Origin of the sequence: Porcincola intestinalis (genome assembly GCF_009696445.1) — a bacterium.
Lineage (GTDB): Bacteria > Bacillota > Clostridia > Lachnospirales > Lachnospiraceae > Porcincola > Porcincola intestinalis.
Genome location: NZ_VULZ01000007.1, coordinates 1 through 15,866, shown reverse-complemented (window position 1 = coordinate 15,866; position 15,866 = coordinate 1). Strand labels below are relative to the sequence as shown.

Annotated in this window: 13 protein-coding genes and 1 pseudogene; 11 read left to right on the top strand and 3 right to left on the bottom strand. The window is 50.0% G+C overall.

Annotation, left to right across the window (positions count from 1 at the left end; all coding sequences use genetic code 11):
* The first annotated feature begins 11 nt into the window (after positions 1 to 11).
* The 9 genes and pseudogenes from FYJ35_RS07565 to FYJ35_RS07525 all read left to right on the top strand — a co-directional run bounded on the left by FYJ35_RS07565 (position 12) and on the right by FYJ35_RS07525 (position 7,532).
* The gene (locus tag FYJ35_RS07565; RefSeq protein WP_154525188.1) at positions 12 to 1,253 is read left to right on the top strand and encodes an XRE family transcriptional regulator; all 1,242 of its coding nucleotides are present in this window, start codon (positions 12 to 14) and stop codon (positions 1,251 to 1,253) included.
* A 352-nt stretch (positions 1,254 to 1,605) separates the two neighbouring features.
* On the top strand, positions 1,606 to 2,559 hold the full coding sequence (locus FYJ35_RS07560; RefSeq protein WP_154525186.1) for a helix-turn-helix domain-containing protein: 954 nt from the start codon (positions 1,606 to 1,608) through the stop codon (positions 2,557 to 2,559).
* Between the two features lie 352 nt (positions 2,560 to 2,911).
* Complete coding sequence (locus tag FYJ35_RS07555; protein WP_154525184.1) at positions 2,912 to 4,183, top strand: IS3 family transposase; 1,272 nt, start codon at positions 2,912 to 2,914, stop codon at positions 4,181 to 4,183.
* Between the two features lie 48 nt (positions 4,184 to 4,231).
* Positions 4,232 to 4,900: pseudogene (locus FYJ35_RS07550) on the top strand (IS30 family transposase); the annotation flags it as partial.
* A gap of 338 nt (positions 4,901 to 5,238) precedes the next feature.
* Positions 5,239 to 5,682 carry a GNAT family N-acetyltransferase gene (locus FYJ35_RS07545; protein WP_154525182.1) on the top strand — a complete coding sequence of 148 codons (444 nt, stop codon included), beginning with the start codon at positions 5,239 to 5,241 and terminating at the stop codon, positions 5,680 to 5,682.
* Positions 5,683 to 5,870: 188 nt separating this feature from the next.
* Positions 5,871 to 6,422 carry a DUF2200 domain-containing protein gene (locus FYJ35_RS14975; RefSeq protein WP_328597063.1) on the top strand — a complete coding sequence of 184 codons (552 nt, stop codon included), beginning with the start codon at positions 5,871 to 5,873 and terminating at the stop codon, positions 6,420 to 6,422.
* A gap of 5 nt (positions 6,423 to 6,427) precedes the next feature.
* Positions 6,428 to 6,709, top strand: coding sequence for a DUF1905 domain-containing protein (locus tag FYJ35_RS07535; RefSeq protein ID WP_154525180.1), 282 nt, complete (start codon positions 6,428 to 6,430; stop codon positions 6,707 to 6,709).
* Positions 6,710 to 6,713: 4 nt separating this feature from the next.
* Positions 6,714 to 7,118 carry an iron chaperone gene (locus FYJ35_RS07530; protein ID WP_154525178.1) on the top strand — a complete coding sequence of 135 codons (405 nt, stop codon included), beginning with the start codon at positions 6,714 to 6,716 and terminating at the stop codon, positions 7,116 to 7,118.
* Positions 7,119 to 7,175: 57 nt separating this feature from the next.
* Complete coding sequence (locus FYJ35_RS07525) at positions 7,176 to 7,532, top strand: DUF1304 domain-containing protein (RefSeq protein WP_154525176.1); 357 nt, start codon at positions 7,176 to 7,178, stop codon at positions 7,530 to 7,532.
* A 152-nt stretch (positions 7,533 to 7,684) separates the two neighbouring features.
* On the opposite strand, the gene FYJ35_RS07520 is transcribed toward FYJ35_RS07525, so the two are convergent.
* From FYJ35_RS07520 to FYJ35_RS07510, 3 genes are read right to left on the bottom strand one after another with little or no spacing between them, the layout of a single operon-like run.
* On the bottom strand, positions 7,685 to 9,358 hold the full coding sequence (locus tag FYJ35_RS07520) for a glycoside hydrolase family 13 protein (protein ID WP_154525174.1): 1,674 nt from the start codon (positions 9,356 to 9,358) through the stop codon (positions 7,685 to 7,687).
* A 15-nt stretch (positions 9,359 to 9,373) separates the two neighbouring features.
* Positions 9,374 to 10,312 (bottom strand): helix-turn-helix domain-containing protein, encoded by a 939-nt coding sequence (locus tag FYJ35_RS07515; protein ID WP_205839764.1) that lies wholly within the window; start codon positions 10,310 to 10,312, stop codon positions 9,374 to 9,376.
* A 47-nt stretch (positions 10,313 to 10,359) separates the two neighbouring features.
* Entirely contained in the window at positions 10,360 to 12,048 is a 1,689-nt protein-coding gene (locus FYJ35_RS07510) for a glycoside hydrolase family 13 protein (RefSeq protein ID WP_154525170.1), read from the bottom strand.
* A gap of 296 nt (positions 12,049 to 12,344) precedes the next feature.
* Here FYJ35_RS07510 and FYJ35_RS07505 point away from each other — a divergent pair, with 296 nt between their 5' ends.
* Positions 12,345 to 14,039, top strand: a complete 1,695-nt coding sequence (locus tag FYJ35_RS07505; protein ID WP_154525168.1) for a phospho-sugar mutase — start codon at positions 12,345 to 12,347, stop codon at positions 14,037 to 14,039.
* 135 nt (positions 14,040 to 14,174) lie between these two features.
* A complete protein-coding gene (yqeC, locus tag FYJ35_RS07500) occupies positions 14,175 to 15,704 on the top strand; it encodes a selenium cofactor biosynthesis protein YqeC (protein WP_205839763.1) in 1,530 nt (509 codons plus the stop codon).
* The last annotated feature ends 162 nt before the right edge of the window (positions 15,705 to 15,866 follow it).

Here is a 15,866-nt window from a genome sequence, read left to right as displayed (position 1 = left end):
TTCTGATTATTATGAACAATAGGAAATTTAATGGCACAAGATTAAAGGAGGCGTTGCAATTCAGGGGAATGAAAATGACCGAGCTTGCGGATAAGATCGGAATCAAAAAACAATCCCTTTCCAATTACGCCAATGGGTTAAATGTGCCGCCCTATGAAAATGTTATAAAGATTGCTCAGGTTTTGGATTTTCCTGCGGATTATTTTATGGTAGAAGATCTGTGTACCACTGCGACTGACAATACATATTTCCGTTCACAGGCAGCAGCCACCAAGACCGCACAAAGAGCGCAGGCAATAAAAATGGAATATGTGGCAAAAATGTACGATGTCATTTTGGATTATGTGGAATTGCCACAGCTGGATCTTCCTAAGATAGAGTTTGAACAGAATGATGACTTGAACTATACCAACTCTCCGGAAATGTTTGCGAAGATTGAAGAGATAGCAAATCAGGTGAGGCAACAGTGGGGGCTTGGAACCGGACCGATAGATAATTTCCAGTATGTTTTGGAATCTCATGGAATCATTGTCACAAGTTCCCGAAATGTGGCGTCAGAAATAGATGCTTTCAGCCAGAGAGTTCGCTTGGGTAAAGGTCGAGAGCAAGGATATGTTTTCATTATTGCTTTGGCATTGGGGGAGAAACCGATAGAGCGTTTACGGTTTGATATGGCTCATGAGTTGGGACACATTCTGCTTCATCCCTGGGAAGAAAGCAACGAGGACCTGGATAAAGATGCTTTTAAGGCGCGTGAGGATCAGGCGAATATGTTTGCAAGTGCTCTTCTTCTTCCGAAACGGGCGTTCAGAAGGGATATAGTAGCATACGCTACAGAGATTGATTATTACAGGCATCTTAAGAAAAAGTGGCGTGTGTCGATGCAGGCCATGATGTATAGGGCTAGACAGCTTGGTATTATCACTGGAAATCAGTTTTCTTATATGATGCGTCAGGTATCGAAGAATGGATGGAGAAAACATGAACCTGGTGATGCTCCTGGGGATCTTAACAGTACAATATTCCAGGGTGCTTTGGACATTCTATTTGAGGGTGGTTACCTTGACTCCCATGAATTAAGAGTGCAGTTTGCAAAATATGGAATCCTTCTTTCAGACAAGGATTTGACTGATCTTATGGGATTACGGGAAGGAACGATAGTTCCGGAACCTACGGAGACCATACAGGTTGAGCCTGAAACAAAAATACTGCAATTGAATATTAAGAAGACAACAACAGGAGGGGACGCATGACCGAGGATCAATCAATCCCGGGTGGCTGCCCCTGCTGTAAGAACAAACGACTATTTGACTTTACTCCAGAGACTACTGGTGCGATCGTTATAATATGCCAGCGGTGCGGAAATGTCATCCGGGTTATCTTTATGAAGAAAAAAGTTCGTACTGAGCAAATCGGAGTATGATCGATCACCATAACTACCAGCGCCTGATGAGCAGAGAACCTTAGTAGAGGAATTCTGTCTCGACAGGCATTTTTTGTTATTACAACCCCGTACAGGTTCAACTTTATTTATCGTTTGAACTATTGACATTCTATGGATCAAATTATAAAATGACGGCACAAGTAATAAGAAGGAGGGATATTATGTCTCGACAATTTGATGAAGCGATGGAAGGTCGTTTCGATATCTACGGTGAAGAGTATAGGCTTGTAGAGCCTGAGAATATAGACGAGTTGATTCGTGCATTGGAAGTAAAGGCAGCACTGGAAACATACTTAAGCGGCCTAATGCATGATGAGGAACCAGGCGGCTACGATGACCTTTTACAGGAGCAGGAGGGTTATATCAAAGAGTACATCGACTCTCTGGGTGAATACGACAACAGTCACTTGATAAGCAATATCAATTATTTTCTGCGAAAGCTTAATCTGCGTATGGGAGAACTTGAGCAACTCATCGGCGTGAGCGCAGGATATATCTCTCGTACAGCAAAGGAAAACTCGGCAAAAAAGCTCAGTATTGATGTTGTGTGGAAGATAGCACGACTGTTTGAGATCGACATAAGGACTCTTATTGAAGCCGATTTGATGATCCCGAATAGTAATGCAAAGCTAGTCACACAGTTTCTTGATAAGCTCTGTAAGCAGACTGCTCGGAACGATATAAAGTGGGAAAATCGTGGTGGTGCAGTGTGTTATCTCTCCGACACCTTAAGGAATACAGAGGTGTTTACCGAGGAAGAAAACGGTAAGGTTGTATATCATGCGAATGACCATATGAACCCAGATTATAAGTTTGTACTTGCAGATGATGTCTATACTTGTGCGTCAATTGTAGACGGTAAGGAATTTGCAATGATCGGTTTTGGGATAGATGGTAAAAAAGACTCGTATTTCTTTGATTTTGTTTTTCTTACACCTATGATGATTAAAGGTAAACCTGGATATATCGTTGAGAAAGCCTTTTACTCAAGTGATGACAGGTTCCGTGTAATAGAAAACAAAGGGGAGGAACTAATGCACCTTGTGCAATCACAGGAAATGGATGCAGAGATTTCTCCAGAAGTAAGAAGTATAATTGCTGATTATCTAAAGTAGGGGGTGATGCTTATGAGTGAGGACTTCCTGCAAACGGTATGTTGTAGCAGCTGTGGCTCCGTATTAAGCAAATCCTTCGGTGGTACGAAATCATATGTGCGCTGTCCGAAATGTCAGGCAGAGTTGTACTATGAAGCAGGTAAGCATGGCGCTACTATTAAGATAATAAAGGAACCGAAAAATCCGCCGGTCATCCCGGCGGTGCCAACATAATTGAATATCACACAATGTGCTGAAAAGACAAACTCGGCTTGAACCGTTAAAGTCTTCTGCATTTACAATCTGATGAAGCATTGAATCGATGGGGCGGACAAAAAGCTGGACTTTGAAGGGCTCTGAAAGGGAGCACGAAATGTATTCAAAAGAACAACGAGAAAAAGCGTTGGCATTGTATGATAAATGCCATTCCGTCACAAAAGTCATGCAATCGCTGGGGTATCCAGAGAGTCGGGCAGGTTTGTATCTATGGTTAAAGCAACGAAATGCTCCTCCCAAGAAGAAAGCTGAACGAAAACAAATAAATAATGCACCAAATCATCCCCTTCATCCATCATTTGAAACAAAGCTTGCTATTCTCCATCGTTGCTTTATCGAAGGAGAAAACGTACAATTAGTCTCAGAAGAAACAGGATACAGTCGCGCTTCCATTTATACATGGCGTCGAAAATATCTATCCGGAAGGCCGGCAAGACTAATGAATTCCAAAGATGATCCAAGAGGTATACTTAAGAAGGGAATACCTTCTTCAACGAACGAGATCTCTTCGCTCAAGCAACAGATGGTGGAAATGCAGCTTGAGATAGATATACTGAAAGAGACCATCAATGTCTTAAAAAAAGCCCCAGGCGTCAGCAAAGCTCCATTGAAGAACAAGGAGAAGGCAGCAATCGTTGACGCCTTAAAAGATCGATATACGCTGCCAATGATTTTAACTTGCTATGGTTATAGGCGGATTCATGCCGTGCTCAAAAAGAATGGGTTCACAGTCTCTGAAAAAATAGTGCGTCGACTGATGCGGGAAGAAGGGCTGTTTCTGAGAATCAAATCGAGACAAAAATACAGTTCTTATAAAGGGGAAATATCTCCTGAAGTGCCAAATCTTGTACGACGGGATTTTCATGCGGAATGCCCCAATCAGAAGTGGCCGACAGATATCACAGAATTCGCAATTCCTGCAGGAAAAGTATATCTTTCTTCTATTGTTGATTGCTTTGATGGCATGCTTCCTGAATGGACGATAAGCACAGCACCAAACGCAGCTCTGGTAAATGAAATGCTGGATAAGGCTATTGCTACTTTATCCAAGGAAGAGTATCCTCTGATCCACAGTGATCGAGGCTGCCACTATCGTTGGCCGGGATGGATTGAACGCATGAACAGAGCAGGTCTTAAACGGTCCATGTCAAAGAAAGGGTGCTCTCCTGATAATTCAGCTTGTGAAGGATTGTTTGGAAGACTAAAGAACGAAATGTTTTATAGCCGGAAATGGGAAAATATCACCCTGCCAGAATTCATGAGTATCTTAAATGATTACCTCGTTTGGTATAATGAAAAACGGATCAAGGTATCACTTGGTAACATGAGCCCTTTGGAGTACAGACGTAGTCTTGGAATTGCTACTTAGGCAGTCCAAGAAAATGTCCGCACCCCCTTATCATTTACCAGAGGACAGATCGTCTGCACAAAAACACTTTACCGCTATGTTGATCTTGGACTCTTTGGCATCAGGAACCATAACCTTCCCGAAAAGCTGAAGCGTAAGTTCAAGAACCATAGATCTCGGATCAATAAGAAAAAGCTAGGTCGCAGCACCACGGAACGTCCAAGGGAGATCGAATCCCGTGAGGAATTCGGGCACTGGGAATGTGACCTCGTATTGGGCGCTAAGACCCTGGATGATCAGGCTCTGCTCACTCTTGCTGAACGCAAAAGCCGTGAGTTCCTGATGCTTCCGATTTCAAATAAGACATCAGGGTGTGTCATGGAGGCAATCAAACAGCTTCAGGAGACTTACAGCGAACACTTCAGTGAAGTGTTCAAAACAATCACGACCGGTAATGGTTCGGAATTCGCCGACCTATCAGAGCTTGAGAAGATGGCTGATACGCTTGTCTACTATGCTCATCCCTACACGTCCTGCGATAAGGGAACCGTAGAGCGGCATAACGGCCTGATCAGAAGGTTCATACCAAAGGGTAAGCGGATTGATGACTTTACCGGTCAGCAGATCTCCGATGTGGAGACCTGGTGTAACTGCCTTCCAAGGAAGGTTCTGGGTTACAAGACCCCGGATGAAATCTTTGAGGAGGAAATCGACCGAATCTACCAGGCTACTGCCTAGCGGAGGGTGTCCAACTTGTTATTGCAATTTACGAATGCATTTTTTTGACAGATTTGCAAATATTGTAGTAAATTATCCTTATTCAGAGAGGAGGTGCTTCATGATGATGACAAGTGGAATAAATATTATACCTGAATATCTTATGAAGCCCTCGGTAATCTTTGTTTAATTTATTATGAGTAGATGCCGTGGACTTTTGCCACGGCTTTTTTATACCACAAGACTGTTAAGCGACTACCCTAATTGCACGGGCAGACATCTGAAAAGGTCATGGCTTTCGTAGATATTCATACAAGATCAAATGAATCAGTGAACCAGAATATTTATGGAGGAAGACTATGATTAGTTTGAAGGCAATTAACGAGGACAATTTTGTAGATGCATTTAATCTCAAGTTAGCTAAAGGTCAAGAGGAGTATGTTTCTCATCCGGTACGAAGTCTAGCGCAGGCTTATGTATATAGGAGTCAATGTCAACCCTTTGGGATATATGCTGATGAAAAGATGGTTGGGTATGTCATGGTGATATATGATTATGATGTACCTGAGTATGATATTTGGCATATGATGATTGATGAATCTTTGCAAGGTAAAGGTTATGGTAGAGCTGCGCTTAACCAAATTATTGAATATATAAAAGAAAAACCATTCGGTGATTCTGGCAGAATTGCACTAACCTGTAATAAAAATAATTATGTAGCCAAAGCGCTATATGAAAATATTGGTTTTTCGCCTACGGGAGTTGAGGATGAAGATGAAATTGAACTTGTTATGAATGTATAATAATCATTAGAAACTATGGGCGCACTCGTGTTTTACTAAATAGTAGGCATGGGTGCGCTTTTGCTATGCGAATAAAGATTGCGCCTAGGGATCTGGAAAGCTCATATGGCTTGTATTCCTTTTTCTTCTTGCCGCGTCCGCACCCCATATCTTTTTTCATAGCACTATCCTTTGGAGGCATGAGACCTATGACTATGAAGGCATCAAGATTCATAATTTATCAGATTGGCTGCATTCCAGTTTGTCAAACTGAAAACTTCATAGCTGATGATACATATCAGTCTTTCACATCCAGTGAGAGGCTGTTTTTTTATGCTCAAGAACACAGGAATACCGATTGGCTCAACGGAAAACGTTTGTTACAATATACGCTCATGGTAGAATCGGGTATGAGGAGGGATACTATGGCACGACAGAGCATTTTTGACATGAGGGTTTCAAAAATCTATCCATTATTGCTGCAGAAGGTGGAACGTAAAGGCCGGTCAAAGGAAGAACTGGATGCCACCATCGAATGGCTGACAGGATACGATATGAAGCAGGTTGATCAGGATATGACCTATGGAGATTTTTTCAGTCATGCGCCTGCCATGAATCCGAGGGCTGAACTGATCAAAGGAAAAGTATGCGGAGTACAGGTGGAAACCATTGAAGATCCAATCATGCAAAAGATCCGCTGGCTGGACAAGCTGGTAGATGAACTGTCCAAAGGCAAGCCTCTTGATAAAGTGCTGCGGTGATCAGAATGAAACAATATGAATACGACACGATTCTCCATGAGATGGATGATAGTGGCGGTGCTTATGTACCTTTTCCATGGAATGTCCGGGAAGAATTTGGCAAGGGGCGTGTGAAGGCTCACGCGCTGTTTGACGGTATCCCATATGACGGAAGCATCGTCAACATGGGCGTGAAGAATCCGGACGGTTCTGTCTGCTATATCATCGGCGTATTGAAGACGATCCGGAACAAACTGAATAAACATGATGGCGATATGATCCATGTGGTGATCGAGGTGGAGGAGTAAGAATATGTGGACATGCTCGAAATGTGGTCGGAGTTTCAGTCGTGAAGGACAGGGGCATTATTGTGGCAAGATCGAAACAGTAGATCAGTACATTGAAGAACAGGATGAGACCGTCAGGGCGTACCTGAATGAAGTCCGCCAGATCATCCGCAGCGCTATTCCGGAAGCACAGGAGAAGATCTCGTGGAGTATGCCCACATACTGGAAGGGACAGAACCTCATTCACTTCGCGGCGTCGAAAAAGCATCTGGGACTTTATCCGGGTGGAGAAGCAACTACGGTTTTTGCTGATAAACTGACGAATTATGATGTGAGTAAGGGAACGATCCGGTTACCATATTCCCAGCCGCTGCCAGGAGATCTGATTGCAGAGATTGCGGCATGGTGTTATAAACAGTATGCAAAGTGAACTGAACCGCATACATAAATGTATAGCGACCATATGATCAGGGAGGAACCATAAGTTATGCATGTTATCACAAAAGTATTATCAGTTCTTGTAGCATTGGAATTTCTGTACATCTTTTATCTGGAGACGCTGGCGACAACTTCCGAAAAAACATCCAGCGTGTTTGGCATGACGACCGAGGAACTCAGCCAGAAGAGTGTGAAGGTCCTGTTCAAAAACCAGGGCGTCTATAACGGTCTGCTCTCCGTGCTGATCCTGCTTGCGGTGTTCGCATTCGCCAGCAAGGCAGCCGTCGTTATTCTGATGGCGTACATTGTGGCGGTTGCTCTGTATGGAAGCCTGACCAGCAATCCGAAGATCATCCTGATGCAGGGCGGACTGGCCATCCTGACGCTGATCTCCTGCATCTTCTGAGCGGTACTGCACACAGGTTCTTTCCTCACCATGGGTATTGCTCCCCGTGGGGAATAACGGCAAAAAGTATCAACGACAAAAACAGAGCAGAATATAGCTGCATATAGCTGCGTGCACAACCGACTGTGCACGCAACAATGTGGGATCACAACTTACAGCTCCGCCACAATCACCTGGTAGCCGTCAAGCGCGACGCAGCCGCCGTCTATCTTCAGATCATGCAGATTGTTCAGCAGGATCTTTTTCGGGGCGGATGGAAGCGGAAGGGTCTGCGGCTCTTTCTGATAGTTGCCCATGACAAGGATGCACTGGCTCTCACTTTTGCGCAGGTATGCCATCACATTGTGGCGATCCTCCAGATAAGGCACCAGCTCTCCGTATGTAAAGGTCTCCTGGTAGTCCGGATTCTTGCGCAGCCTTGTCAGCTGGCGGTAGAAATTGAAGACGGAATCCGGGTCATTCCTCTGATCCGCCAGGTTGATCTCAGTATAGTTGGGGTTGACTCGCAGCCATGGCTTCCCGGTGGTGAAGCCAGCGTTCTCTGATCCATCCCACTGAAACGGTGTCCTCGCATTGTCGCGGCTGCTTTTTTCAACCGCACGCAGGGCTTCCTTCTCGGAGAGGCCTGCAGCGCGCGCTACTTTGTATCCGTCAAGTGTGGAAATGTCATCGACCTCGTCGATGCTGTCGAAGCTGATATTCTCCATGCCGATTTCCTGCCCCTGATAGATCCAAGGAAGCCCCTTGAGGAGGAAATAAAGCGCCGCCAGCATTTTTTTGGAGGTCGGGGTTACATCTTCCTCCGGGATATAGCGGGAGACACCTCTGGACTCGTCGTGGTTTTCGATGATGTTGGAGATCATGCCGATATCACCGATCCGTCTTTGCGTCTGGAAAACACAGCGCTTGTAGTCGTCCGGGGTGATGCCGCTGTCCGCATAGCTGCCGAGCGGACTTCTTCCGAAGACAGTCTCCGAGAAGTCAAACATCGAGGAAAAATAGCCATCGTCCCCGATGAACTCCGGAATTTCTTCCGGTCTTTCGTTGAAGACCTCGCCAACCGAGAACGAATTGTGAAGCTTGAAGGTCCGGTCTCTCATCTCACCGAGAAAGGCGCCGATGCCGGTCTGCTCACTGAGCATATTGTTGATGCTGGAGAGACCGTCGCTCCGGTCTGCCGGGTAGTCCTTGAAGGGAAGTACCTTCTTGATGTTGATGATCGCGTCGATCCGGAACCCTGCCAGCCCCTTGTCGAGCCACCAGTTCATCATCTTGTAGACTTCCTCTCGCAGATCGGGATTCTCCCAGTTCAGATCCGGCTGCTTCTTGTGGAAGGTATGCAGATAGTAAAGATCCTCGTGCCCGGGAAGCTTGTCCCAGACCGGACCTCCGAAGCAGGAGCGCCAGTTGCAGGGGAGCGAACCGTCCGGCCGTCTCTTTTCGATGTAGAAGAACTTCCCATAGCGTCCGTTCGGGTCCGCGCAGGCTTTTTTGAACCATTCATGCTCATCAGAGCAATGGTTGACTACCAGATCCATGAGAATGCCGATATCGCGTTTTTTCGCTTCAGTGATGAGCTCGTCCATGTCCGCCATGGTGCCGAAACGCGGATCGATGCGGTAGTAGTCGGCGATGTCGTAGCCCTGATCCGCAAGCGGAGAGACATAGCAGGGGGACAGCCAGATGATGTCAACCCCCAGATCCTTCAGGTAATCAAGCTTGCTGATGATGCCCTTCAGATCGCCGATCCCGTCCCCGTTGCTGTCGCAGAAACTCTTCGGATATACCTGGTAGGCAACCTTTCCATGCCACCATTTTCGATTCATAATCAGACCTCCTGGTCAGAATGAAGCGGGATGCACCCGCTGCTGATTCCGGTACCGCTTCGGCGTGGTGCCGGTAAACTTTCGGAACGCTGTGATAAAGTGACCCGGACTGCAGAAGCCGCAGTCCTCGGCAATCTGCGCAACCGGAAGCTCGCTGCTCTGCAGGAGTACAGATGCCTGACGGATGCGCGTTTCGTTAATGTATGTCAGAGGTGTCTTTCCCATTGCCATCCGGAAGAAGCGGCAGAAGTACTGTTCGTTCATGTTCATGAGCTGCGCCAGATCTGACAGATAGATTTTCTCTGAGAAATGATCGCGGATATAGCCCAGAACCTTCTTGAGGGTTTCCAGGCGCGGATCCTCCTTGCCGGACGGCTCGCCTAAAAGCCTGGTTTCACTGAGTGTCGCCAGGATGTTCATCAGGGCGGCTTTCACACGCAGCTGCGAGGCGGCGTCCTCCAGCATATGCTGGTCGCCCTGGATTCTCGACCGGCTTTCAAAGATGGCCTGGCAGACCTGGTACTCATGCCGGATCTGGCAGAAGGCAGGGGAAGACTCGTCGATCATCAGTGGGAGGGCGAGCTGACCGCGGCGAAGCGGGGCGATCAGATCCCGCTCCGCGGAATCGACACCCGGCGACTCCAGGATGTACGGAGAAAAAAGAAGAGCCTCCTCCAGGTAGCCGTCCGCGCTGTAGATCGCGTGAAGCTTCCCGCTTCCGACAAAACAGAATGCCTCCTGACAGATATCGTATTCCTCCATGCCGATGCGGACACGGAAGTGTCCCTGGATAAAGTGCAGAATCTCCACTGCGTCATGCCAGTGAACTTTTGTGATGAAAGGGTGGGGGACTTCTGAGGCGGAGGCATCCGCCCTGTAAACCGTGCACGGAAATGTCACAGTGCCCTGGGTCCGGGTTTCCTTCAGAGAAGACGGCAGTGATTGTACACTCATATTGGTCATATCCCCCTTTTCAACCATCCAGCACTGATATCCAGCAGTTATTCCTCGAGCAGAACCCGCGCCTCGTACGGCTGCAGGGCACCCGCCTTGTGGCTGCTGTAATTGGAGATCAGCTCCTGTGCGCCGACAGGGTTTTTGCCAAACGCGTCAAACAGACTGCAGGGCTGCGTCTGATCGGTCCAGTTGCAGGCAACGGTCACCGTTCGGCCGTCCAGATGGCGTCTGTAGGCATAGATGCTGTCCGAATCCTCCAGCAGCGGCTCAAAGACACCGTAGACAATCACCGGGTTTTCGTGACGCAGGCGGATCAGCTTCTGATAATAGTAGAAGATGGAATCTGGATCAGCCAGCGCTGCCCTGCAGTTGATTTCACGATAGTTGGGATTCACGGCAAGCCACGGCGTACCAGTCGTGAAGCCGGCATTCTCGCTGTCGTCCCACTGCATCGGTGTCCGCGCGTTGTCGCGGCCATAGGCATCGAAGCAGGACAGCATTGTCTCCGGCGAAACTATATTTGTGTCCTCGACATACTGTTTCCAGGCATTGATCTCCTCAATATCCCTGCAGTCCTTTAGGGAGGAGAAATGCATGTTCGTCATTCCGATCTCTTCGCCCTGGTAGATGTAAGGCGTCCCTTTCATCATGTGCAGGCAGGTCGCCAGCATCTTGGCAGAGACAACGCGATATTGCGGGCTGTCGTTTCCGAAGCGGGAGACAGCGCGGGGCTGATCGTGGTTATCCCAGAAAAGACTGTTCCAGGCTGAGCCCTCAAGCTCGAGCTGCCACTTGTTCAGGACAGCGCGGAGCTCCTTCAGGGAACAGCGGCCGGTCGACCATTTTCCGACAATCGGCTTGCCCTTCAGATCCACATGCTCGAACTCAAATACCATGTTCAGCTCATCGCCCGAGCTGGACGCGTACTTTTTCGCTTCGTCGATCGTGACGCCGGCAGCCTCACCGACCGTCATGATGTCATGCTGGCTAAGCACACGGCGGTTCATCTCCTTCAGGTACTCGTGGACACGCGGGCCGTTGCAGACATACGGCGACAGGTCCCCGTAAAGGCCATCCGTTACCTTGCCGTCCGGGAAGGACTGGACCTTCGAGATCATGCTGATGACATCCATGCGGAAACCGTCGATACCCTTCTCTCCGCACCACCAGTTCATCATGTCGAAGACCTCATCGCGGACTTTCGGGTTCTCCCAGTTCAGATCCGGCTGCTTCTTTGAGAAGCAATGCAGATAGTACTGGCCGGTTGCCTCGTCAAACTGCCAGGCGCTTCCGGAGAAGCAGGACCCCCAGTTGTTGGGCTCCTTTCCACCCTTCGGATCCTTCCAGATGTAGAAGTCGCGGTACGGATTGTCTTTGGACTTCCGGCTTTCCACAAACCACGGATGCTCGTCCGATGTATGGTTGACCACCAGATCCATGACAATCCGAAGACCAAGGCTGTGTGCTGTCGACAGCATTTCGTCGAAATCTTCCATAGTTCCGAAATCCGTCATGATATTGCGGTAATCGGAGATGTCGTATCCGTTGTCATCGTTGGGGGAGCGATAGATCGGGGATAGCCAGATCACATCGACCCCAAGCTTCTTCAGGTAGGGAAGATGCGCCGTGATTCCCTTCAGATCGCCGATTCCGTCTCCGTTGCTGTCCGAGAAGGAGCGCGGATAGATCTGATAGACAACCGCTTCCTTCCACCATGTTTTTTTCTCTGCCATGAATAACCTCCCTGGAAAATTGCTAGGAAAACTGCCTCAATTGAGATTACATTATAATATCCAGATGCTTAAAAATGATACAGAGAATTGACCAATAATGTTATAAATATGACATTCACACTGCTTTTTTGGATCTGGGTTATGGTGTGGTTATGGTACGGTTATGGTGCTGGTTTGTCTGCCGGCTATAGGCCGGCTATACCCAGTGCCTCCTGAATCTGCAGGTGCATCTGCTGCTGAAATGCGGTAAGATGTTAATTAATATATACACGACGAAATCAGTCAAGGAGGGACAGATGGATTACAGGGAACGGTACGGCATATGGATGGAAAAGCTGCCGGAGGGTGATCCGCTGCGGGCGGAGCTTGAGGCGCTGGCAGGAAATGAGAAGGAGATCCGGGAGCGGTTCATCCAGGATCTGCAGTTCGGTACGGCCGGCCTGAGAGGCATTGTCGGCGCCGGGACGAACTGTATGAATGTGTACACGGTCGGACGGGCGACGCAGGGCATCGCGAACTATATCTGCGCACAGGGTGAGGCGGCAAAGAAAAAAGGCGTCATCATCGCGCACGACCCGCGTCATTTTTCGAGGGAATTCTCTGAGCTGACAGCCGGCATCCTTGCAAGAGCAGGAATCCGGGTTTATACCTTTCCGGATCTCAGACCGACCCCGGAGCTGGCCTTCCTGATCCGGAAGCTTGGGACGGTCTCGGGCATCAACATCACGGCCTCACACAATCCGAAGGAGTACAACGGTTACAAGGCCTACTGGGAGGACGGATGCCAGGTCAGCTCCGCCGTGGCGGACGGAATGATGGCGGAAATCGAGAAGGTGGATTATTTTGACGGTGTGCGCCGCGGGGATGTCGAAGCCCTGAAGAAGGATGGGATGATCACGGTTCTCGGCCCGGAATATGACCGCATGTACCTTGACGAGATTGAATCGATTGCAATTCACAGCGGCGAGGAGCTTGATCTGACCCTTCCGATCGTCTACACGCCGCTTAATGGCGCGGGGGCTGTCCCCTTCAGCCAGATGATGGCCGACCGGGGCTTTACAAGCTTCCATATCGTGCCGGAACAGCAAAGTCCGGATCCGGACTTCACGACGGTCGGCTACCCGAACCCGGAGGATCCGAAGGCCTTCCGTCTTTCCGAACAGCTCGGGAAGAAGACCGGTGCGGAGCTCCTCATGGCGACAGATCCGGATGCGGACCGGTTTGCGATTGAGATTCTCTCGGATGACGGCGAGTACGTTCCGCTGAACGGCAACCAGACGGGCTATCTGCTGGTGAACTATATCCTCCAGGGCAGAAAGGCGGCAGGAACGCTTCCGGCGAACGGGGCGATGGTGAAGTCCATCGTGACGTCGACGCTCTCCACCGAGATCGCAAAGGCCTACGGTGTCCGGATGTTTGAGTCGCTGACCGGGTTCAAGAACATCTGCGGGCGTATTCCGGAGGTTGAGAAGCTCGGCTACCAGTATCTGTTTGGCTATGAGGAGTCGGTCGGCTATGCCTCCTGCCCGCAGATCCGCGATAAGGACGGCATCAGCGCCGGTATGCTGGTGGCGGAAGCCGCAGCCTACTACAAGAAGCAGGGGAAGACTCTCTGGCAGGTGCTGGAGGAGATCTTTGAGCAGTACGGCTTCTACAATGAGCTGGAGCCGAACATTGTTCTGAAGGGCGTGGAGGGAGCTGCGCGCATCGGACGGATGATGACCTGGCTGCGCGGGAACCTGCCTGCACAGGTGGCAGGTTTCAAGGTCACGCAGGTGATCGACTACAAGGATGGATATGAGGATATCCCTGCCTCCAATGTGCTTCGTTTCTTCCTGGACAATGGCAGCTGGTTTGCGGTCCGCCCGTCCGGAACCGAACCGAAGATCAAGTTCTACTTCTATTCACGGCAGGAGAGTGCGGAGGCTGCAGCAAGAGTGAATGAAGCGATCCGGGATGAAATCTTCAGCCTGATCAACAGTGTTCAGTAAAGCGGAAAGAGCGGGACATACGGAGCAAGGCGGGCAGAGCAGGCAGCACACAGAGCAAGGCGGACAAAGCCGGACGGAGCAAGGCAGACAGTGCAAGGCATGCAGAGCGGGGTGGAAACGAGAGAGGGCAGCAGGATGCCTAAGGCGCATAGAAGAAAACAGATCACGTACTACCAGAGGCAGAGAAGAGACAAGGAGCAGGAAACAGGCGCCCTTCGGCATGCCCTTGTGATTGCGGTTGCCGGCGCCGGCGGGAAGAGTACCTATATCCGGCAGCAGGCCGAGAGGCAGGCCGGGGAAGGAAAGCGCGTGGCTGTGACCACAACGACCCACATCTATAACCCCTGCGTGCAGTACGGAATCCGGGAAAGCTGGAGCGGAGATGAGGCAGAGCCGGTGGCAGTCGTCCGGGGCGTGGCATACTTTGGCAGGCTGCAGGGCATGGATGGGCAGCCGGAAGATACGCAGCAGAGCTGGAAGCTCGGCCCGGTATCGCCGGACGCCTTCCGGCAGATCTGCAGCCGTTACGACGTCGTTTACGTGGAGGCGGACGGAAGCCACTCTATGCCGGCGAAAATCCCGCTTGAGGGGGAGCCTGTCCTGCCGCTGGGAACGGACGAGGTTGTCATTGTGATGGGACGGCAGGCGGTTGGCCGCCCGTCCCGGGCCGTCTGCCAGCACTATGACGCCGCCCGGTTCGAAACCGCAGCCCGATCAGGAGGCAGCAGCCCAGCCTCAGAAAGGGGCACAAGGGCAGGCGGCAGTCCAGCATCAGACCGGCTCGTGGCGGCAGAAAGCAGTCCAGTATCAGACGGCAGCGAAGCATCAGTCAGGGACATAGCGGCAGACAGCCTCAAAGTAGCGGGTGGGATTACAGCGCCGGAAGATCAGGAGCCGCAGACGCCTCTGACGGAGGCGCAGCTGCGTCATTTGGCGGAGGCGTGCTACATCCGTCCGCTTCGGATCCGGTATCCGTGGATCCGAAGCACCTATTATCTGAGTGATATGTACCGCCTGGGAGAGAAGGAACACGTCACCGATGTGACATTTATTCTGATGGCATCCGGTTTCGGAAGACGGTACTCGGGAAGCGAGAACAAGCTCCTTGCAGACTTTCATGGCAGACCGCTGTATCTGCATGCGCTGGAGCATCTGAAAAAGTCCGTGCAGCAGCTCCGGTCTTACCAGGTGTATGTGCGGACCGGGGTTGTAACCCGGTACCCGGAGATCATGCAGCAGACTGCGGACATGCAGGATCCCGACATCACCTATCTGGAAAACCATATGGCGGAGGAGGGTATCACCTCTTCCATTCGGATCGGGACGAGGAAGGCCATCGCTGATCATGCGCAGCTGGCTGTGTTTTTTGCGGCGGATATGCCCTACCTGGATGCCGGACAGATCACCCGCTTTGTCTGCGACTGCATCTGCTCCGGCAAACCATACGGCTGCATGGCGGTCCGAGATGAGACAGAGCGGACCGTCACCACCACCGTGCCTGGAGCCTTCCGGCTGGATAAGGGGCAGGCAGCAGACAGGCTGCTGGCACTTCATGGCGACCGCGGCGCAATGCGGCTGATCCGGCAGCGCCCGTGGGACACCTACTATTTCTACACAGAGCCATCCAGTATCCGGGATATTGATCAGAAAAAAGACAGCAGATAACAGACGAAACGAGAAATGAAAACACCTCCGCTTTGTGCTGTGCTACCCGTCAAGAGGACAGTGAATAATTAAAAAGTTTTGTGCCGCCAGTCGAATGATCGACTGGCGGTATTCTTATGCCGCTACATAATAGTTCTCATGGTATTCAACAGGGGTCATGAG